The organism is Pseudomonas sp. yb_9 (genome assembly GCF_043103635.1).
In the GTDB taxonomy this organism is placed as follows: domain Bacteria; phylum Pseudomonadota; class Gammaproteobacteria; order Pseudomonadales; family Pseudomonadaceae; genus Aquipseudomonas; species Aquipseudomonas monteilii.
This window is the reverse complement of record NZ_JBICKA010000098.1, coordinates 31,809-52,607: the sequence shown is the minus strand read 5'-3', so window position 1 is coordinate 52,607 and position 20,799 is coordinate 31,809. Positions and strand designations below refer to the sequence as shown.

Annotated in this window: 19 protein-coding genes and 1 pseudogene; 19 read left to right on the top strand and 1 reads right to left on the bottom strand. The window is 59.2% G+C overall.

Annotated features, from left to right (window positions below; all coding sequences use genetic code 11):
• Positions 1-62: 62 nt before the first annotated feature.
• The 3 genes from ACF8MI_RS24810 to ACF8MI_RS24800 are packed head-to-tail and all read left to right on the top strand — an operon-like array spanning position 63 to position 3,484.
• A complete protein-coding gene (locus ACF8MI_RS24810; RefSeq protein ID WP_392517986.1) occupies positions 63-1,013 on the top strand; it encodes a TAXI family TRAP transporter solute-binding subunit in 951 nt (316 codons plus the stop codon).
• Positions 1,014-1,043: 30 nt separating this feature from the next.
• Positions 1,044-3,071 (top strand): TRAP transporter permease, encoded by a 2,028-nt coding sequence (locus ACF8MI_RS24805; RefSeq protein ID WP_392517985.1) that lies wholly within the window; start codon positions 1,044-1,046, stop codon positions 3,069-3,071.
• The gene (locus tag ACF8MI_RS24800; protein WP_392517984.1) at positions 3,068-3,484 is read left to right on the top strand and encodes a DUF1850 domain-containing protein; all 417 of its coding nucleotides are present in this window, start codon (positions 3,068-3,070) and stop codon (positions 3,482-3,484) included. The genes ACF8MI_RS24805 and ACF8MI_RS24800 overlap by 4 nt, the downstream gene beginning before the upstream one ends.
• Positions 3,485-3,514: 30 nt before the next feature.
• On the opposite strand, the gene ACF8MI_RS24795 is transcribed toward ACF8MI_RS24800, so the two are convergent.
• A complete protein-coding gene (locus tag ACF8MI_RS24795; protein WP_392517982.1) occupies positions 3,515-5,488 on the bottom strand; it encodes a BCCT family transporter in 1,974 nt (657 codons plus the stop codon).
• Positions 5,489-5,799: 311 nt separating this feature from the next.
• Here ACF8MI_RS24795 and nhaA point away from each other — a divergent pair, with 311 nt between their 5' ends.
• From nhaA to ACF8MI_RS24715, 16 genes and pseudogenes are all read left to right on the top strand, one after another.
• A complete protein-coding gene (gene nhaA, locus ACF8MI_RS24790) occupies positions 5,800-7,161 on the top strand; it encodes a Na+/H+ antiporter NhaA (protein ID WP_392517980.1) in 1,362 nt (453 codons plus the stop codon).
• A 127-nt stretch (positions 7,162-7,288) separates the two neighbouring features.
• Entirely contained in the window at positions 7,289-8,587 is a 1,299-nt protein-coding gene (locus ACF8MI_RS24785; protein ID WP_392517979.1) for a chloride channel protein, read from the top strand.
• A gap of 974 nt (positions 8,588-9,561) precedes the next feature.
• Positions 9,562-9,885 (top strand): IS66-like element accessory protein TnpA, encoded by a 324-nt coding sequence (tnpA, locus tag ACF8MI_RS24780; protein ID WP_392517978.1) that lies wholly within the window; start codon positions 9,562-9,564, stop codon positions 9,883-9,885.
• On the top strand, positions 9,882-10,217 hold the full coding sequence (gene tnpB, locus ACF8MI_RS24775; RefSeq protein WP_392517977.1) for an IS66 family insertion sequence element accessory protein TnpB: 336 nt from the start codon (positions 9,882-9,884) through the stop codon (positions 10,215-10,217). The genes tnpA and tnpB overlap by 4 nt, the downstream gene beginning before the upstream one ends.
• A gap of 61 nt (positions 10,218-10,278) precedes the next feature.
• A pseudogene (gene tnpC, locus ACF8MI_RS24770) lies at positions 10,279-11,823 on the top strand (IS66 family transposase).
• Positions 11,824-11,879: 56 nt separating this feature from the next.
• The gene (locus tag ACF8MI_RS24765) at positions 11,880-12,434 is read left to right on the top strand and encodes a hypothetical protein (RefSeq protein ID WP_392517975.1); all 555 of its coding nucleotides are present in this window, start codon (positions 11,880-11,882) and stop codon (positions 12,432-12,434) included.
• Between the two features lie 194 nt (positions 12,435-12,628).
• Positions 12,629-13,048, top strand: a complete 420-nt coding sequence (locus ACF8MI_RS24760; protein WP_392517973.1) for a helix-turn-helix domain-containing protein — start codon at positions 12,629-12,631, stop codon at positions 13,046-13,048.
• Between the two features lie 209 nt (positions 13,049-13,257).
• Positions 13,258-13,593, top strand: a complete 336-nt coding sequence (locus tag ACF8MI_RS24755) for an RAQPRD family integrative conjugative element protein (protein WP_392517971.1) — start codon at positions 13,258-13,260, stop codon at positions 13,591-13,593.
• Positions 13,580-13,819, top strand: a complete 240-nt coding sequence (locus ACF8MI_RS24750; RefSeq protein ID WP_103436873.1) for a TIGR03758 family integrating conjugative element protein — start codon at positions 13,580-13,582, stop codon at positions 13,817-13,819. The genes ACF8MI_RS24755 and ACF8MI_RS24750 overlap by 14 nt, the downstream gene beginning before the upstream one ends.
• Before the next feature lie 15 nt (positions 13,820-13,834).
• Positions 13,835-14,212 (top strand): TIGR03745 family integrating conjugative element membrane protein, encoded by a 378-nt coding sequence (locus ACF8MI_RS24745; protein ID WP_103436872.1) that lies wholly within the window; start codon positions 13,835-13,837, stop codon positions 14,210-14,212.
• Positions 14,213-14,219: 7 nt separating this feature from the next.
• Complete coding sequence (locus ACF8MI_RS24740) at positions 14,220-14,621, top strand: TIGR03750 family conjugal transfer protein (RefSeq protein ID WP_392517969.1); 402 nt, start codon at positions 14,220-14,222, stop codon at positions 14,619-14,621.
• Complete coding sequence (locus ACF8MI_RS24735; RefSeq protein WP_392517967.1) at positions 14,618-15,256, top strand: PFL_4703 family integrating conjugative element protein; 639 nt, start codon at positions 14,618-14,620, stop codon at positions 15,254-15,256. The genes ACF8MI_RS24740 and ACF8MI_RS24735 overlap by 4 nt, the downstream gene beginning before the upstream one ends.
• Positions 15,256-16,062, top strand: coding sequence for a TIGR03749 family integrating conjugative element protein (locus ACF8MI_RS24730; RefSeq protein WP_392517965.1), 807 nt, complete (start codon positions 15,256-15,258; stop codon positions 16,060-16,062). The genes ACF8MI_RS24735 and ACF8MI_RS24730 overlap by 1 nt, the downstream gene beginning before the upstream one ends.
• A complete protein-coding gene (locus ACF8MI_RS24725; protein WP_392517964.1) occupies positions 16,052-17,545 on the top strand; it encodes a TIGR03752 family integrating conjugative element protein in 1,494 nt (497 codons plus the stop codon). Before ACF8MI_RS24730 ends, ACF8MI_RS24725 begins: the two co-directional genes overlap by 11 nt.
• Positions 17,508-17,927 carry a TIGR03751 family conjugal transfer lipoprotein gene (locus tag ACF8MI_RS24720; protein ID WP_013972285.1) on the top strand — a complete coding sequence of 140 codons (420 nt, stop codon included), beginning with the start codon at positions 17,508-17,510 and terminating at the stop codon, positions 17,925-17,927. Before ACF8MI_RS24725 ends, ACF8MI_RS24720 begins: the two co-directional genes overlap by 38 nt.
• Positions 17,927-20,665, top strand: a complete 2,739-nt coding sequence (locus ACF8MI_RS24715) for a conjugative transfer ATPase (RefSeq protein ID WP_392517963.1) — start codon at positions 17,927-17,929, stop codon at positions 20,663-20,665. Before ACF8MI_RS24720 ends, ACF8MI_RS24715 begins: the two co-directional genes overlap by 1 nt.
• The last annotated feature ends 134 nt before the right edge of the window (positions 20,666-20,799 follow it).

The following is a 20,799-nucleotide window of genomic DNA, read 5'->3' as shown; positions in this document are numbered from 1 at the left end:
CATGCATATTCGTTCTAGGTTTACTGGCTTAGGAATAACAACAATAAGTGGAGAGCGTCGTCATGAATCGAGTCCTTCGCCTGGCATTGGCCAGCGCGGCCCTGGCCGTTAGCACAGCCTCGCAAGCCGCTCCAACGTTCATCAACATCCTCACGGGGGGCACCAGCGGCGTCTATTACCCCGTTGGCGTGGGGATATCGCAGCTCTACAGCCATGGCATCGAAGGGAGCAAAACCTCGGTACAAGCGACCAAGGCGTCAGTGGAGAACCTCAATCTTCTGCAAGCGGGCCGCGGTGAATTGGCGTTCGCACTCGCCGATTCGGTAGCAGACGCCTGGAACGGGGATGCTGAGGCCGGTTTCAAAACGCCTTTGAAGAAACTGCGCGCCATTGCCGGGACGTACCCCAACTACATCCAGATCGTCGCCAGCAAGCAGTCGGGGATTACATCCCTGGAGGACCTGAAAGGCAAGCGCATCTCGGTGGGGGCGCCAAAGTCCGGTACTGAACTGAACGCCAGAGCGATTTTCAAGGCTGCAGGTTTGAGCTATCAGGACATGGGCAAAGTCGAATACCTGCCCTACTCCGAATCGGTGGAGTTGATCAAGAACCGCCAACTCGATGCCACACTCCAATCCTCGGGACTCGGCCAGGCGGCCATTCGTGATCTGGCCGCCACCCTGCCGGTGGTGTTCGTACCTGTCCCTGCAGACGTCGTGAGCAAAATCGGCAACACCGCCTATCAACAAGCCACCATTCCCGCCAAAACCTACGATGGCCAGGATACCGACGTGCCGACCGTCGCCATCAACAATGTTCTGGTCACCCGTGCGGATATCAGCGATGACCTGGCTTACCAAATGACCAAGCTGATATTCGAAAACCTGCCACGGCTGGTCACTGCCCATGCCGCAGCCAAAGACATTCAGGCACAAAACGCAGCCAGAAACCTTCCCATTCCCCTGCATCCGGGCGCTGAGCGGTACTACAAGGAGAAAAACCTGCTGCCCTGACTGCCAATCCACGCGATGAGGGAGCAGCGTATGAGTGATGCATCGCAAGGCCTGCAAGCCAGTACCGATCGTTGGCCGGCCACGCTTTTTGCCGTGGCATTGGCCTTTTCAATCTTCCAGATTGCCACGGCGGCTTTCCCGCTGATCTCCACCCAAGTGTTGCGGGCGGTCCATGTGGGATTCTTGCTCATGGTTGTGTACCTGAGCTATTCGTTCGTTGGTAATCGCCGTCCGTGGCAGCCACTGGCCTGGGTGTTAGGCCTTGCGGGCATGGCTACTGCCGCCTACCAGTGGTACTTCGAAGGCGAACTGATCCAGCGCTCTGGTGAGCTGACACCGGAAGACCTAGCAGTGGGCCTGGTCTTGATCGGCCTGGTGTTCGAAGCGGCGCGACGTGTCATGGGCATTGCACTGCCGATCATCTGTGCATTGTTTCTGGCCTATGGCCTGCTCGGTCAGTACCTGCCAGGTGAACTCGCGCATCGCGGCTACGGCCTAGACCAGATCGTCAATCAACTGGCGTTCGGTACCGAGGGGCTGTACGGCACACCGACGTACGTCTCGGCGACCTATATCTACTTGTTCATCCTGTTTGGCGCCTTCCTCGAGCAAGCAGGCATGATTCGCCTGTTCACCGATTTTGCCATGGGGCTGTTCGGGCATCGCAGTGGTGGCCCCGCCAAGGTTTCGGTATTTTCATCGGCGTTGATGGGCACCATTACCGGATCAGGGGTGGCCAACGTGGTTACCACTGGGCAATTCACCATTCCATTGATGAAACGCTTTGGATACAAGCCCGCGTTTGCCGGTGGCGTCGAGGCGACTTCCAGCATGGGAAGCCAGTTGATGCCGCCAGTGATGGGCGCGGTGGCTTTCATCATGGCCGAAACGATCAATGTGCCTTACGCCGAAGTGGCAAAAGCCGCTCTCATTCCGGCACTGCTGTACTTCGGTTCAGTTTACTGGATGGTTCATCTGGAAGCGCGTCGCAGTCAATTGCATGGCTTGCCCCGCGAGCAGTGCCCAAGCGCCTGGGACGCTCTGCGTCAACGCTGGTTCTTGCTGATACCGCTGTTGGTGCTGGTGGCGTTGCTGTTCTCTGGGCGTACGCCACTGTATTCCGGCATGGTTGGCCTGGCCCTGACAGCCATCGTCATTCTCGGTTCGGCCATCATCCTGCGAGCCAGCAATACCTGGCTGCGTGCCGCTTTCTGGATAGCGCTGGGGCTGCTGTGTTCAGGCTTTTTCCACATGGGGATTGGCGTCATCTTGCTGGTGATTGCGGTCCTTGCCTTGGCGTGTGCCCTCGTTCAGGGCGGTCGCGCCACGCTGCGTGCCTGTGTCCTGGCCTTGGTCGAAGGCGCCCGACATGCCGTACCAGTAGGCATTGCCTGCGCGCTGGTCGGGGTCATCATCGGCGTCATCTCCCTGACCGGCCTGGCCACGACGTTCGCTGGCTACATACTTGATCTGGGAAGGGACAATCTATTCCTCTCACTGATCTTGACCATGCTGACCTGCCTGGTGCTGGGCATGGGCATCCCGACCATCCCCAACTACATCATCACCAGTTCCATCGCTGCCCCGGCACTGTTAGAGCTCGGGGTACCGCTGATTGTCTCGCACATGTTCGTGTTCTATTTCGGAATCCTCGCCGACCTGACGCCGCCGGTGGCGCTGGCCTGCTTTGCCGCCGCCCCCATCGCCAAGGAGAAAGGGCTGTTGATCAGTTTCTGGGCGGTACGCATCGCACTGGCAGGGTTTGTGGTGCCCTTCATGGCTGTGTATGACCCCGCGCTGATGATGCAAGGCGACAGTGTGGGTGCCACGTTGTACATGCTGATCAAGGCGGTGTTCGCCGTGGCACTCTGGGGATGCGCGTCGATCGGTCATTTCCGCGCGCCGATGCGGTGGTGGGAGCGTCTCTTGGCGTTCCTTGCCGGTGTTTCACTGATTCTTGCCTTGCCCATCAGCGATGAGGTGGGCTTCGTCCTTGGTTTGGCGGTGCTCGGCTGGCATGCCTGGCGTCACCGGCCAGGCGCCGGACAGATGGCATGATCGGCCTTTGTCTCGGGCTTGCAGGCGGGGCGTGGGTGAGCTTGCCGTTACATGACTTCACCCTGGCCTGGCAGCACAGCATCGAGAAGATTCGCTGGGAAGAAGACTATCGGCTGACGCCCGCGGGCCTAATACTGATGGAGGCACGGGTTCACGGCAACGGTGCTGGCATGGAGATCCCGGACGATGCCCAACTTCGCGATGGCGCGTGGGTTTATCATCGCCCGTTACCGCCACTGCAACCCTTGCACGCTGGACGCACCCCTGAAGCCGGTGACTATGAAGTGTGTACTGCCGATGGGTGTCGGCCGCTTTCCTACTGGCTGGGGCCGCCCAGCAAGGACGTCGCCGCCGTGGATTTCTGGGCCTGCGAACTGCCCTCAGGCACGGCACAGCGCGCGGCATTGCCCTGACCCTCTGATCAGAGCAATGCAAACAGGCCCTCAGCTCACCACATGCAAGTAGTGAAGGTGGCGCTCGTATTGGTCCAGGATATCCCCGATCACATCATCGCGGCTCCACCCCATGATGTCATAGTCCTGGCCACCCTCGCGCAGGTGCACTTCGGCACGGAAGTACTTGCGGGCATCGGCGCCGTCCTCGGTATCACGCATGATGAAGCTGGGGGTATTGAATGCGCGCGGCCGCACTTCATAGAGGAAACGCCCCTCGCCGGCATGAGAAAGCTCAAGGGTCACGCGCCCGTCCTCCCGCTCACTCACCGTCACTTCATAACCTTGCTTGCGCAGTTCGAGGGCGACCTCTTCACAGGCAGGCTGAACCACCTCGGCGATGAAACGATTGACATGCGATCGGCGCGGCATCATGGCGATATTACGCAAACGGCGTTGCCAACCGCCGTGCGGGTGCCGGGTATGTCGAGGGCCAGGCAATGCCTGGTTGCGCAAACCGCGGCGCGTGGCATCCAAGCTGAGGGCTTTGAACAAACCCCAGATGGCAACCAGAAGGATGACCGCAAAGGGCAAGGCACTGGCAATGGTCGCTGTCTGCAGGGCTTTGAGCCCATTGGCCAACAACAAGGCGATCGCTACAGCGCCGATGCTCACCGACCAGAAGATGCGTTGCCATAGGGGTGAATGGCCTTTTCCGGAAGACGCCAGCATGTCTACCACAAGCGCTCCCGAATCCGCCGAGGTCACGAAGAACACCACCACCATCAATACTGCGATCAGTGACACCACGCTGGAAAACGGGAAGTGTTCAAGAAACGCGAACAACGCCAGCGAACTGTCCTGGTCGACCACTGCCGCCAAGTCTTTCACGCCATCATTGAGAATCATGTGAATCGCAGAGTCACCGAACACCGTCATCCACAACAGTGTGAACCCTGCCGGTACGAACAGCACGCCGCAGACGAACTCACGAATCGTTCGACCCCGGGAAATGCGAGCGATGAACAGCCCCACGAAGGGCGACCAGGACAACCACCAACCCCAGTACAACAGGGTCCAGCCACCAATCCAGTCGGTCGGTTCATAGGCATAGAGGTTGAACGTCTTGTTGACGATGTCCGAGAGATAGGCGCCGGTATTCTGGATATAGGTCTGCAGCAGAAACACCGTGGGCCCGAGCAACAGCACGAACACCATCAGCACGACCGCCAGCCCCAAGTTAAGCTCCGACAGGATGCGGATGCCTTTGTCCAGGCCACTGGCCACCGACAGCGTCGCCAAGGCACAGGTGGCGGCGATGAGTATCACCTGCACCGTGGCATTTACCGGCAGGCCGAACACATGGTGAAAACCACTGTTGATCTGCAGCACGCCATAGCCCAGCGAAGTGGCCACGCCAAATACCGTACCCAGAATGGCAAAGACATCCACGGCATGGCCGATAGGCCCGTAGATACGCTCACCAATCAATGGATACAACGCAGAGCGCAAGGTCAGTGGCAAACCGTTGCGGAAACTGAAGTAGGCCAGAATCAGCGCAACGATGGCATAGATCGCCCAGGCGTGAAGCCCCCAGTGAAAGAAGGTGATCTTCATCGCTTCACGGGCCGCGGCCACGGTTCCTGGGTCACCTACCGGCGGCGTGGTGAAATGCATGACCGGCTCTGCTACGCCGAAGAACATCAGCCCGATACCCATCCCTGCCGAGAAAAGCATGGCGAACCAGCTGCTCTTGGGATAGTCGGGCTCGCTGTGGTCCGGCCCCAATTTGATGTCGCCGTAGCGGCTGACCGCCAAGAACACCACGCTGATCAGCACCAGCGCCACGGTAAGAATGTAGAACCAGCTGGCGTTCGTGATAATCCAGTGCTGAACCTGCTCGAATAGCGATTGGGCGTGTTCCTGAAATGCCGTGGCATATACCACCAGCAGAAAGATCAATATTGCGCTGGTATAGAAGACAGGTGGGTTGAGGGTGCTCCTGGGTTTCGGGGCTGCAGTCATTGCGGCAGTTCTCCTTCGTGGGACGATGAGCACAAGGTCGCCGACAGGACGACCTGCTCAAAGACTAGCAGCCAGGCAAATGCCTGGTCACCGAACCTTCCATGCTCGAAATGGGGATAGACCGTAACGTTCTTCGATCAAAATCTCAAACGATCGCCCAGCACGACCTGTTCGACATTGCGTCTCAAGAGGTGGCCATTCATCTGGTCCCCGTTGTTCTGTAGACTACCGGCGGGTGCTAGCTGCACGGTGCAGTGAGGCAGGTTAAAGAACAGCGCAGGTCGGGCCGCCATGCGGGAGTCTCTGCGCCTATGCGAAAAAAAGAATTGCCTCGCGCCCAGGAACTGGCCGAGCGGGCCTTCGCCAACCTTGAACGCTTTCTGCACATCGAAGCCGTCAGCGGCGTTGTATTACTGCTCGCGGCTGTTGCCGCGCTGATCTGGGCGAACTCTCCAGCTGCCGAAAGCTATGAAAAGCTTTGGCACACCCCGCTTACCTTCGGGCTCGGTGAGCGGGTCTACTCGCAGTCTCTGCACTTTTGGATCAATGACGGCTTGATGACCATCTTCTTCCTGGTGGTTGGGATGGAGATTCGCCGCGAGATTCATGAAGGAGCACTTTCCAGCTTGCGCCAAGCGGCTTTACCCATGGCGGCAGCAATCGGCGGCGTCGCCGTACCCGCACTGATCTACCTGAGTTTTGCTCATGCAGCGGCGGAACAACAAGGCTGGGCGGTCCCCACCGCTACCGATATTGCCTTTGCCGTCGGGGTACTGGCGTTGCTTGGCAAGTCGATCCCTTCAAATGTTCGAATCTTCCTGCTGGCACTGGCGATCATCGACGACATCATCGCGGTATTGATCATCGCCTTTTTCTACTCTGGAGGACTGGATTACAGCGGGTTCGCGGTTTCTGCGATCGGCCTGTTGATGGTAGTCGGGCTGCAGAAGATCGGTGTTGGCACCGCGTATGCGTACATTGTACCTGGCGTCATTACCTGGCTGGGTGTGTTGATGACCGGCGCGCACCCTACGCTTGCCGGCGTCGTATTGGGCCTCATGACACCCGTGGCTGCAATGCCAATGCGCGAACGCCCTCTGGATGCAATCACACGCTTCACCGGCGAATTGCTGGGTCGTGCCAAGGCTCCCGAGCAGGATGCAAGCGACTTGATGGACCCATTGAAACGCCTGCGCCTGGCTCAGCGCGAACTGGTCCCCCCCGTGGTGCGCATACAAGGCACGCTGCACCCTTGGGTAGCGTTCGGCATCATGCCGCTGTTCGCCTTGGCCAATGCCGGCGTGAGTCTTTCCGGTGCCGACCTTTCCGCCGAAGCACCAATGTGGGTAATGATCGCCGTCACTACTGCATTGGTTGCTGGCAAACCATTGGGCATTGTCAGCGTCAGTTGGTTGATGGTCCGTTTAGGCTGGTGTGCCCTGCCTGCTGAGGTCAACTGGCGCAGCATAACCTTGATCGGCTTGCTGGCAGGCATAGGCTTCACCATGTCGATCTTCATCGCCAATCTCGCTTTCACTGATGCTGCATCGCTAGGCGCAGCAAAGCTAGGCGTTCTTGGCGCTTCGGTGATCGCCGCCGTCGTAGGTTTGACCTGGGGAGTACTGGGTATGCGTAAACGATCTTCAAGCGACGCAGTACGATCGACGTCATAAACAAGCTGATAATGTCTCGCAACCGCCAGTCAAGTGTCTGGCAGCCATTATCGAGTACAACCTCGGTCGGGTGTGCCGGCTCGGGAAATCAAGCCATACTCTTCTTTTCCCCAATACTGTATGTGCGATGACCGACTCTACTCGCTCCGCTTCCCCCTTTCGCCATTCATTCTGGCGCGAATGGCGCCAACGCCTGGCATTTTGGGTGGGGGCGCTGCTGGTGGGACTGGTGGCACTGTTATTTGCATGGCTGGCCGATGCCGCATTTGCCACCTTCAAGCGCCTTTTGGACTACTCGCCCTGGATACCTGTCCTCATCACCCCGATAGGCTTTGCACTCTTGGCATATTTGACCCAACGCTGGTTCGGGAATGCCAAGGGCAGCGGCATTCCACAGGTGATTGCCGCGTTAGAAATGCCCTCTCGACGCTTACGTGCTCGATTGCTTTCTCTCCCGGTGGCCGCCGCCCGTATGAGCCTGACACTAGGCGCCCTGCTGGTCGGAGGATCGGTTGGTCGAGAAGGACCAACCGTGCACATCGGCGCTGCAGTGCTCTATACGTTCGGTCGACGTTTGGGATTGCAGGGCCGGCGCACCATTGCGGGGTTGATCCTGGCGGGTGGTGCTGCCGGAATAGCCGCTGCGTTCAATACACCTCTAGCCGGGGTGGTGTTCGCCATTGAGGAACTCAGCCGCACGTTCGAGCAACGCTTCAGTGGCCTGGTGTTGACAGCGGTGCTCATTGGGGGTGTCGTTACGCTTGGGCTGATGGGGCACTACGCTTACTTTGGCGAGATCAGTGGCCGCATGCCCGAAGGTTGGGGTTGGAGCGTGGTCCCGGCTTGCGCCGTGCTTGGGGGCGTGCTGGGAGGACTCTATGCCAAACTGGTACTGCCAACGGACAAAGGCGCCTTAGGCCGATTGTGCGCATTGCGCGCAAGCTACCCGATTCGATTCGCAGCGACGTGTGGACTGTTGCTGGCAGCGCTGGGACTGATTTCCGGCAATCATATATACGGTACGGGCTATGAAGAGACCCGCGCTTTGCTCGAAGGACAACCCGTCACGAATTCGACCTTTTTGATATGGAAGTTTCTGGCCAATGTGGTCTCCTACCTTTCTGGAATCCCGGGTGGGCTGTTTTCACCCTCGCTTAGCATTGGGGCGGCCTTTGCGCCTCTATTAAGCCTTTTACCGAACGCCGATCCGCAGGTCTGCGCACTACTCGGCATGGGGGCATACCTGGCCGGTGTGACACGCTCACCCCTGACAGCTTCAGTCATTGTTCTGGAGCTTACACACAGTCCTGATCTGGCTATCCCCATGCTGGCAACCACGGTGATGGCGACAGCCGTATCCGGCTGGATCTCACCCGTCTCTCTCTACCACGCACTGGCCAAGCAAATCATCGAAAAATCCATTTAACAGGATCCAGCCGGTCAGATTGTCCTCCGTCTGTTGCACGGCCTGCAGCCATTGAAAAACCTTGATCAACATCCACACGCCATTTTTCAAAGTTCGCACTAACTCGAAATATAATATGTTCACCCTTCGCAGTGCATGGGCGCCCACGTGCTTCGCGCTTTCTAGCCAGACATAATAAATGCAACAAAAGGCGATTCTAACCATGGTAGCAAGCTACTGCATCAGAGATCTACGAGCGCCCACCCCGGAGTTTAATTTTCGACTTTTCCCTGACTCGACGAGTTCAAATATTGATAAATTGCGACGGAAAATCTTGACCATAACGAAAGATCGCAATTGTAGTCGCGGCCAGCCTTCACATGAGCTCAAATACAGGGAAGCTAACTGCCCTTTAAAAACCCACGAACATTCCGCTCTGGATCCAGCAAGGACATCTAATCACAGACTAACGAGCTCAACACCTTGAAAGCCAAGCTATCCAATGGACTCTCACGCAGGGCACAAGCCTTAATTGAGCGAGTCATTCCGTGTATTGGTAACTGATGATTGCCCATATGAATTTCATACTGGAGGAGTCATAGGCAAACCAGGCAAATAGAGCCGCTGCAATGATGACAGCTACGACACATAGATACATGAGATTATCTTTTACATCCATCTGATTGACCTCCGCCGTCATGCTCAGAGGGTAGTGTATATGCTCAGACCTGGCATGAAAAAGGTGAAAATTGGGTGAGAAAAAAGTCTCCGCGAGGTGATGGTTGCTGGGTATCTGAGGTAGTGGCTTGAATTGCACCCACTCTCGGCAAACATCATTAGTAGGCACATTCTGGCCAGAGGTAGCTGTTCATTAGCATCGGCTTCAAGTCGAAAAGTAAGCGGCCAGCCAACACACCTTCAGAATCCCAGCATTGAGGGCGATGGTGTCCACCTAAAAATACGTGGACACCATCGCCCTTATCGCAAGGATCACCATGCGCCAGCGCACCTCTTATCCAAAACCGTTCAAAGCCCAAGTCGTCCAGGAATGCCTGCAACCTGGCGTGTCGATTGCCAGCATCGCGCTGGGCCATGGCATCAATGCCAACCTGGTGCGCAAATGGATTCCGCTCTATCGCGACCTTCAACCTGAAGCGTTACCAGCATTCGTCCCACTGGCAATGAGCCCCCAATCTGAGCCTGCGCAACCAAAACTGGCGTGTATCGAAATTCCGTTCAAACAGCATACGCTCACAGTGACCTGGCCCTCCGTCGATCCCGATGGTTGCGCACGCTTCATTCGCGGTCTCGTCAAATGATCCGCATCGATACCATATGGCTGGCCACCGAGCCCATGGACATGCGCGCCGGCACCGAAACGGCCTTGGCCCGTGTTGTCGCAGTCTTCGGTGCGGCGAAGCCGCACTGCGCTTATCTCTTCACCAACCGTAGCGCCAACCGGATTAAGGTGCTGGTACATGACGGCGTCGGCGTGTGGCTGGCGGCACGCCGACTCAACCAAGGCAAATTCCACTGGCCGGGCATTCGTCACGGATTGCAGCTGGAACTGGACAGCGAGCAACTTCAGGCACTTATCGTGGGGTTACCTTGGCAGCGCATGGGCGCCAACAGCACCATCACACGGCTTTAGTGCTTGCCATTGGCATAACCGCCAATCGCCGTCAGTACGTTGCTCTGGCACGATTGGCGGCATGACTTCCTTACCCGACCTCGACCAACTGACCCCAGCAGAGCTGCGTGCGCTGCTTGAGCAGACGCTGACATTGCAGTCTCAAGTCGAGGCGATGAGTCGCAAGATCCAGAACGACAAGATCATCATCGAGCAGCTCACGCACGAGATCGCCGTTCTAAAACGCCACAAGTACGCCAAGCGCAGCGAGCAGATCAGCCCGGAGCAAGGCCGCTTGCTCGATGATTTGCTCAACGTCGACCTTGAGGCCATCGAAGCTGAGCTGAACGCACTTCATCCAGAGCCGGCCCCAAAAGAGCCAAGCCAGAAGCCCAAGCGCGCACCACTGCCAGCACAGCTTCCGCGTACGGTTATCCGCCATGAACCCGACAACACCCAATGCGCCTGTGGCTGCGACCTTCAGCGCATCGGTGAAGATGTCAGCGAAAAGCTCGATTACACGCCGGGTATGTTCACCGTTGAGCAGCATGTACGTGGAAAGTGGACTTGCCGAGCTTGCGAAACCTTGATCCAAGCACCGGTTCCGGCACAAGTCATCGACAAAGGCATCCCTACAGCAGGCCTGCTGGCCCATGTGATGGTGGCCAAGTTCGCTGACCATCTGCCGCTGTACCGGCAGGAAAAGATCTTTGTCCGTGCCGGCTTGGCCATTCCCCGTTCGACACTGGCACGTTGGGTTGGGCAAACCGGCGTGCAGCTTCAACCGCTCGTCGATGCTCTGCGTGAAGCAGTGCTGGCGCAACCGGTCATCCACGCCGATGAAACGCCGGTACAGATGCTGGCACCGGGCGAAAAGAAAACCCATTGAAGTTATGTGTGGGCCTACAGCAGCACTGCTTACGCAGAGCTGAAATCCGTGGTCTACGACTTCAGCCCGAGCCGTGCCGGCGAGCACGCGCGTAACTTCCTAGGCGACTGGCGCGGCAAGTTGGTGTGCGACGACTTTGCCGGCTACAAGGCCAGTTTCCAACAAGGCATTGTAGAGGTTGGCTGCATGGCCCATGCGCGCCGCAAGTTCTTTGACTTGCATGCGGCGAACAAGAGTCAGTTGGCCGAGCAGGCGCTTCTAACGATTGGTGCGCTCTACGAGGTCGAACGACAGACCAAGGACATGAGCGAAAAAGACCGCCGGCGAATACGCCAGCGGGATGCGGTTCCCATCGCTGAAAAATTGCATGACTGGATGCTGACCCAGCGTGAGGTGGTGCCCGAAGGCTCGGCCATCGCCAAAGCTCTGGATTACAGCTTGAATCGCTGGGTAGCGCTGACGCGCTACCTGGATGACGGCGCCTTGCCCATCGACAATAACCACGTCGAGAACCAAATACGACCGTGGGCACTTGGACGTGCCAATTGGTTGTTTGCAGGATCACTGCGCAGTGGCAAGCGCGCGGCTGCGATCATGAGCTTGATCCAGTCGGCGCGGATGAATGGGCATGATCCGTACGCCTATCTCAAGGATGTGTTGGAGCGACTGCCCACCCACAGGGCAAGTGAGATAGGAGACCTGCTACCCCATAGCTGGTTGCCCGTACTTAAAGAATAGGTTCTGGCCGGTTATGTGCTTAGCTATCTGTCTAGGGCTTTCGCCAGAGGACAGCTATGAGTAACTACAACTGGATCGCTGCTACCGTGGGGATGATTCTGGCGCTCGGTATGACGCGGGTAGTAAACAGCAGCGTTGCCATTTTCCGAAGTCGCCACCGAGCCAAGCTACATTGGATACCCTTTGTGTGGACGCTCTGCATTTTCTATTTCATGTTAGACATATCTTGGGATCTACATAATCTCAGCGACAAGATGCAGACATGGGATTTTCCCCGAGCCCTAATCTTGCTGGGATTTGTACTGGTTTTGTTTTTGGCTGGCGCACTGGTGCTGCCCCAGCAAGAGCTACCGGAAGGAGCCAACCTGAAGGAAGAGTTCATTAGAGATGGTCGATGGACACTGATTTTTGTCATGGTTTTTAATCTTTTGTGCATTCCCTACAATTGGCTGCTTTGGAAAGTTCCGATTTTCTCATCTTTTGGCATACTCGACTTCATCCTTGCATTGATAGCTTTTGGTGCACTGTGGGGATCGCAATCTAAGTATGAGCCCTTGATCACCTTGACCTATGCTGGGACGCTAATCGTAACCGCCCTCTTTGGTGGCTAGCCTTTTGCCACAAAACTCAATGTGAGTTCGTGAGCCGCTTACGTCGAAAATCGACGATCACGAACTGGTCGCGGGCACATCAGGACTTGATTTGAGGGATTATGGTAGAGTGAAACTGGAGGCATGAGCAGTCTGCCTTCCCAGCTAATGTGGTCGCCAAATGCACCTATCCGTTCCATTCCTCAGGTAATTTCATGACATTGAAGTCGTCGTTCGCCACTGTGCTTCGAGTACTACGCTGTCATCGCAACATCACCCAACGTGGATTTGCCGACACGACCAGCCGCACCTACTTGTCCAAGCTCGAAACGGGTAGATCTAGCCTCACGCTGGACAAACTCGAGCAGCTTAGCGAGCGATTGGAAGTGAGCCCTTTGACGCTGGTGGCGTTGACGCTGAGCGAGGATACGGGGCTGACGGCAGATGAATTGCTCGTCAGGACCAGGAATGAGATTCGAGCACTTGAGTCGGAGGGTCGAATTCCAGGACTGCAAGCCACACTGGGGGACGATTTAGCTGCCACTCCTTGGCCAGCCAGCTCACGCAATCCCCGAAGGAAAATGCCCCTGCGTACTCCGAGCGCTCTTCAGGCGGAACTGTCATTCTCCGACTGATGGCTGGCTAGGCTTTCAGACGCTCGCTGCAGCGCTCGTAGTAAACCTGCAGCGCCACCAAGTTCGTGTCCCCCTCAAATGCCTCACTCCAGGCTCACCCACTTCTGCCCAAACTCGCCAGAAAGTGAAAGGCCGAGAATCCTTTTAATTCGTGCATGAACTCGCCCGCGCACCGATGGTGACGACCAGAGATTGCTCTGGAGCACGCCATGAGGACGTACGCCTTCCCATTGCTTGTGATTTGTCTAACAACACTTCCAGCTGTTGCACTAGAAAGTCGCAAGCGCTCGGATCTGGGACTCGTGCAACGACAGTTCATTGTCATCGAACAGTTGACCGAGCGCGCGGAAAACAGCTCAGACGATGCAGCTGGATCGCGCTATCGCTTCGACTATCCGATGCTCACTGCGGATCTCGAGCGCATACGTCAGGGCATCCACAAGTACCTGTCGCCGTCGCGCGCGCAGCCAGCTGACATGGTTGATCTGATCGGTGATTACCGCACTGAAGCGTCCGTCGCGAGACCCTCCCATGAGCATGACTGACGCCCAACTCAACGCATTCTCGGCCGTGGCCGGGTTTACCCCGCAGCTGAGCTCAGTGCTGTGGCGCTCATCGGTGCTGGTGTTGGCGTTGCTCTGGTGCACCTGGGCCCTGTGGACCGGCTACCGCGGATGGGCGGCCGGCAACCTCAACTTCGGCGCGCTCGGCGGCAGCACGCTGCGTCTGGCCCTCGCCCTGATCGTGCTGATGTTTTTCATGCTGTCGTAATCAGGAGACCTTGCCATGAACCTCTCCCGTCGCTGCCTCCTTCCGCTGCTCCGGCTGCGAGCTACCTATACAAAAGCCCTGTTCAGCGGCTTGGTACTGCTGAGCTCGACGCTGGCCAGGGCTGATCTTCCGACCATGGAAGCACCGTCCCGCGGCGAGGGCTCAGGCCTGATCGACACCATCAAGAACTACGCCTACGACGGCGGCATCCTGCTCGGCCTGTTGATAGCTACCCTCGCCTTCTTGGGAGTGGCTTGGCATTCGCTCACGGTCTACGCCGATGTGCAAAACCAGCGCAAGACCTGGAAAGACCTCGGCGCCGTGGTCGGCGTCGGCGCACTGTTGGTGGTGGTGATCCTGTGGTTCCTGACCAAAGCCGCGACTATTCTGTGAGGCAGCCATGTCCGACGTCCCCGCCACCCTGCCTGACGGCACGCTGACCTTCCTGCCGGAACGCCTGAACCGCGATCCAGCCGTCCTGCGCGGCCTCACCAATGACGAGATGTGGGTCGCGCTGATTGTCGGCGCAGTGCTGGGTGTGGTCCTCGGCGGGCCGCTGGCGGTGGCCACCGCCTCCATCGCCACCCTGCCCACCTGCATGTTCCTGTGCATGGCGTTGGTGCTGCTCGGCGGCGGCAAGCTGCTGCGTCGAGCCAAGCGTGCTCGTCCCGAAACCTGGTTGTACCGACGTCTGCAGTGGCAACTGGCGGTGCACTGGGGCATCGGCACTAAGTCACTGATCTTGCATTCCGGCCCATGGACAGTCCGACGCACGCGCCGGGCTGCGAGGACCACCCCATGAGTCGCTTCCGGAACAAGGTGGATGCGCAGCAGGCACACATTTTCAGCCTGCGCCTGGCCGTGGCCGTTCTGGCGCTGCTGTGCACCGGACTCTGGTACGGCTGGCAGTCCGCCCCCTCCGAACTGACCATTCACGTACCACCGGATCTGCGCTCAGGCAGCACGCGTAAATGGTGGGACGTGCCACCCGAGAATGTCTATGCCTTTGCCCTGTACATCTTCGGCCAGCTCAATCGTTGGCCCACCAATGGCGAAGTCGACTACCACCGCGCCATCTTCGCCCTTCAGCCCTATCTAACACCGGCGTGCAAGACCTTCTTCGACGGTGACTTCGAGTACCGCAAGGCCGCCGGCGAACTGCGCGGCCGGGTGCGCGGCGTGTATGAAGTGCTGGGCCGAGGCTACAGCGATGATCCCGACCTTCGAGTGAAGCAGCTGGATAAGCACAGTTGGCTGGTCAAGCTCGACCTCAATGCCGACGAATACTACGCCGCCGAGCCAGTGAAGCGCGTGGTCGTGCGCTACCCCCTGCGCGTGGTGCGCTTCGACGTCGATCCCGAGCACAACAAATGGGGCCTGGCCCTGGACTGCTACGAAGGCACACCGCAGAAGCTGACGCTGCCTGGAGGTGCGTGATGATGCGTGTCTTGATCCTGATTCTGGTGTCGGTGGCCGGGTGGTGTTCAGCCGCAGCCGCCGTTGAGGTCAAGTACTGGGACCGCCTGCCGCTGGCCGTGCCGCTGACGGTAGGCCAGGAACGTCTCCTGATGTTGGATGAGGATATCCGCGTCGGGCTACCCAGCGCGATCTCCAACAAGCTGCGCGTGCAATCGGTAGGCGGGACGGTGTACCTGCGTGCGTCGGAAGCCATCTCCCCTACCCGGCTGCAACTGCAGTCTGTGAAGTCGGGGGACATCATCTTGGTCGACATCGAAGCGCTTGAGGGCAGCGAGGTACTTGAGCCGGTCAAGATCGTGGCCCAGGCGCAGGCGCCAGACGTGGACACCAAGCAGGACGCAGCCCCTGCAGCGACGCCAGTACCGGTGGTGCTGACTCGCTATGCGGCGCAGAACCTTTATGCGCCACTGCGCACCGTGACGCCCTTGCCCGGGGTGCGTCGGGTCCCGCTGGGCGACTCCTCAGGATTCAGCACATTGCTGCCGACCGAACACGTGGCCATCAAGGGGCTCGCCGCCTGGCGGCTGGGTGATTATTGGGTGACGGCGGTGAAGATCGTCAACCGTGGGTCGGCCAAGGTCAAGCTAGACCCGCGTCACTTGCAGGCCACGCTGTATACCGCCACCTTCCAGCACGAGTACCTGGGGCAAGCCGGTACACCTGAAGACACCACCGTGGCGTACCTCGTCACCCGAGGCGGCGACCTGAAGCACGCACTGTTGCTGCCACCGCCAGCGCCGGAGGCTGCCGATCATGAAAGCTAACGGTTTGCTGAAATGGCTGGTACCGGCGGTCCTGCTGGGGATCGTGCTGATCATCGGCAAATCCTGGGTGGCGACGCCAGACGTTCAACCTGCTCATGATCCCGAAAACGCTGCCCTCAGTCCGGAACAGGCCAAGGCCCTCGGCATTGCTGGCGACACGCCGCGCGATACCGTGGCCACGCTGATTGGTCAGGTCAAGGCAATGCGTAGCGAGATGCTGTCGCTGAAGAAAGGCAACGAGACGCTGCAGACCGAAAACAACCGGCTGCGCACGCGCGAGGGCAACATCGACAGCCGCATTCAGAGCACGCTAAGCAGTGTTACCCAGCAGGTCACCGAGCAGCGCCAGCAGGCCAACGATGCCCGGCAGAAGGCCGAGCAACAGCACCGAGAGACCCAAGGTTTGCTGTCCCGGCTCAAGGACCAACTCACCAACAAGCCGGCCGCGAAGTCCGACGTACCTGTGGGCTTTGGTCTCGAGCCGGGTGACGAGCAACAATTCTCCGGGGCCCAACCGCCGGCGGATGCTGTGCAGTGGATCGAGCCGTCCAATGCACGAGCGGTTCCGGATGGGGCCAGCAAAACCGAGGGGCCGTTGTCGTCGCTGACCTCGAAATTCAAGGATCTGCATGGCCTGGACAACAACGAGATCGACCGCGGCCAAGACCACCTACGCGCCGTGGCCAAGGGCGAGCGTGACCTGGAAAACACTCAGGCCAAGCCGGTCTACACCCTCCCGGAAAACTCAACCCTGATGGGCTCGATCGCCATGACCGCGCTGATTGGTCGCGTGCCGGTGGACGGCACGGTGAATGATCCCTACCCGTTCAAGGTGCTGGTGGGGCCGGACAACCTCACCGCCAACGGCATTGATCTGCCAGAGGTGGTCGGCGCGGTCATGAGCGGGACTGCGGCGGGTGACTGGACCTTGTCCTGCGTGCGCGGCCAGGTCGAGTCGATCACCTTTGTCTTCAGCGATGGCACCGTCCGCACGGTGCCACAGCCACAGAAGGTGGTCAGCCGCAACCGTAGCAGTACCCAGACTTCGGACACCGAGAAGATCCGCAGCGGCTTAGGCTACATCTCCGACCCTTACGGCATTCCCTGCATCGCCGGTGAGCGTCGCTCCAACGCCCAGCAGTACCTCGGCAGCCAAAGCCTGATCACCACTGCCGGTGCTGGATTTGCAGCAGCGCTGGGCAGCGAACAGACCAATACCTCATTCATCAACTCGGCCAGCGGCAGCCTGGGGCTCTCGCAGAACAGTGGCAACAGCGCGCTGAACTCGGTCATCAGCGGTGGCATCGACGACATTCGTGACTGGATCAACAAGCTCTACGGTGAAGCCTTTGCCGCCATCTACGTCCCGCCAGGGGCCAAGGTGGCCTTGCACCTGGATCACGAAATCAGCATCGACTACGAACCCAAAGGCCGGAGAGTGAATCATGAACGCCCATCCGTTTCGGTACTGGACCTGGATTAGCCTGCTGCTGTGCCTGCACCTGGCAGGCTGCACCACCAGCAAGGACGAAATGCTTCCTCACGGTGACCACACCATGCTGGATATCTGGAACAGCGGCGGCGCGGTCGGTACGCAGCAGCAGTTGCAGGAGGCCCGCGGTGAGCTGCGCCGGCCAGTGCTTGATCCCGAGCGCCTGATCAAGGACCAGAGCGCCTACACCCGCACAGCCGCCAACGAGATCCGCGCCCAGTTCCCACGCCTGCCAAATCCTGATCTGGTGATGTACGTCTACCCGCACCTGGCCGGTACTCAACAGGCACCCGTGCCCGGCTACTCGACCGTGTTCCCGCTGTACGAGAAAGTCCAGTACGCGTTGCCCGGCGAACGCCTGGACGATCTGTGATGGCTGATGATGACGATCGCGCCCCACCGCGCTGGCAGCCCTGGCGCGCAGCACAGCGTCGGCGCGCCACGTGTGCGGATGAGGCCGCCCAGTACGCACACAACCCCAGCTTCACCGACCACTTGCCCTGGGTCGAATACCTTGAGGAGGAGCAGTGTTTTCTGCTCGATGACAACCGCTCGGTGGGCGCCGTGTTCGAGCTGCAGCCGATCGGCACCGAGGGCCGTGAGCCCGAATGGCTGATGACGGCGCGCGATGCGTTGGAAGATGCGCTGCAGGACAGCTTCGACGAGCTCGACCAGGCACCCTGGGTGGTGCAGTTCTTCTGCCAGGACGACAGTGATTTTTCCCCGTACCTGGAGCGCCTGGCGCAGTACGTCGCGCCACGGGCGACAGGCACCCCCTTCAGCGCCGCTTTCCTCGCGTCGATGCAACAACACCTCGATGCCATTGCCAAGCCAGGCGGCTTGTTCGACGACCATGTCGTATCGCACCTGCCCTGGCGCGGCAGCAATCGACGAATTCGGCTGGTGGTCTATCGCTGGCTCGGTGACCAGGCCGACGACGACGGGCAAAAACCAACTCAGCTGCTGGAAAGAACCTGTGATCGCCTGATGGCCTCGTTGCAGGCCTGCGGCGTCAATCCTCGCCGACTGACGGGGCGGGATTTCTACGCCTGGTTGCTACCTTGGTTCAACCCGGCCCCGACCCTCACTGGCGAATCACCGGCGGCGTTCTATCGACGCGTGCCCTACCCGGAGGCCGACGACGGCGATAGTCTGTCGCTGCCGTTCGACCACGATTTTGCCGAACGGCTGTTCTTCCAGGAGCCGCGCTCGGACAGCGAGCAAGGACTGTGGTACTTCGATCAGCAGCCGCACGCGGTGATGGTGGTCGACAAACTGCGCAGACCACCCCATATCGGCCAGCTGACCGGCGAAACCCGCAAGGGCGAGGCGCTCAACGCCTTGTTCGACCAACTCCCCGAGCAGGCCGTCCTGAGCCTGACCTTGGTCATCACCCCCCAGGATGTGCTCGAGGAGCAGCTCAACCGCCTGGCGCGCAAGGCCATCGGTGAAAACCTCGCCTCGACCCAGACTCGCCAGGACGTGGAAGAGGCCCGAGCGCTGATCGGTCGCCAGCACAAGCTGTACCGCGGTACTTTGGCCTTGTACCTGCGCGGCGCCGATGAACAGCAATTGCGCCAGCGCTCGATTCAGGCCGCCAATGTGCTGCTCGGCGCCGGCCTACAGCCAGTGCGCGAAGGCGATGAAGTGGCCGCGTGCAACAGCTACCTGCGCTGGCTGCCGATGGTCTATAACCCTGCGCGCGACACGCGCAACTGGTACACACGGCTGTTGTTTGCCCAGCATGTCACCAACCTGCTGCCGCTGTGGGGACGCAGCATCGGTACCGGTAACCCGGGCATCACCTTTTTCAACCGAGGTGGCGCGCCGCTGTCCTTCGATCCCCTGTCACGCTTCGACCGTTCCATGAATGGTCACCTGCTGTTGTTCGGCCCGACTGGCGCCGGCAAGTCGGCCACCCTGGTGTCTATCCTGATGCAAGTCATGGCCGTGTACCGACCGCGACTGTTCATCGTCGAAGCCGGCAACTCCTTTGGCCTGCAGGGCGACTACTTCGCCACCCTCGGCTTGACCGTCAACAAAGTCCAGCTGAAACCGGGCAGCGGCTTGAGCCTGGCCCCCTTCGCCGATGCGCGCCGACTGATCGAGCGGCCCGATCAGGTCGCCAGTCTCTCGACCGAGGACTTGGATGAAGAATCTTCGAACAGTGACGAGCAACGCGATGTGCTGGGCGAACTGGAGATCACCGCCCGCTTGATGATCACCGGCGGCGAAGCCAAGGAAGAAGCGCGCCTCACCCGGGCAGACCGCAGCCTGATCCGCGAATGCATCCTCGACGCGGCCAGGCATTGTGCGGCCAATGACCAGCAGGTCATGACGCGCCATGTGCGGGATGCGCTTCGCACGGTGGCCAGCGACGCCCATCTGCCCGACAAGCGTCGCGAGCGGGCGCAGGAAATGGCCGAGTCCATCGACCTGTTCTGTCAAGGCTTTGAGGGTGCGCTGTTTGACCGACCAGGCACACCCTGGCCGGAAAGCGATGTCACGATCGTCGACCTCGCCACCTATGCCCGCGAGGGCTATGAAGCGCAGATGTCGATCAGCTACATCAGCCTGATGAACACGGTGAACAACCTTGCCGAACGCGACCAGTACCTCGGTCGACCGATCATCATGGTCACGGACGAAGGCCACATCATCACCAAAAACCCGCTGCTGGCGCCCTTCGTAGTCAAGGGCACCAAGATGTGGCGCAAGCTCGGTGCCTGGTTCTGGCTGGCGACACAGAACCTGGCCGACTTCCCCGATGCGGCGCAGACCATGCTCAACATGATCGAGTGGTGGATCTGCCTGAACATGCCGCCGGCAGAGATCGAAGAGATCGCGCGTTTCAAGAAGCTCACGCCGGCACAGAAGACCCTGCTGCTGTCAGCGAGCAAGGCCTCGGGCAAGTACACCGAGGGCGTGGTCCTGTCGAAGCAGTTGGAGACGCTGTTTCGCGCCGTGCCCCCAAGCCTGTACCTCGCCCTGGCCATGACCGAGCCCGAGGAAAAGGCTCAACGCTGGCGGTTGATGGAAGCGCATCAGCTGTCCGAGCTGGAGGCCGCGCTTCGGATTGCGGCGGAAATCGATCACCTACGCGGCATGTGACTCCCCCCCCCCATAGCCGTGCGCACTGCATTTACACTCGTGTGCTGTCAGAACTTGTGCCTTTCCTCCGTCCTGAATCACACCCTTTAATGTCGTTTGATTCAGTGCACGTGCGAGGCAGGATTACACCTGTC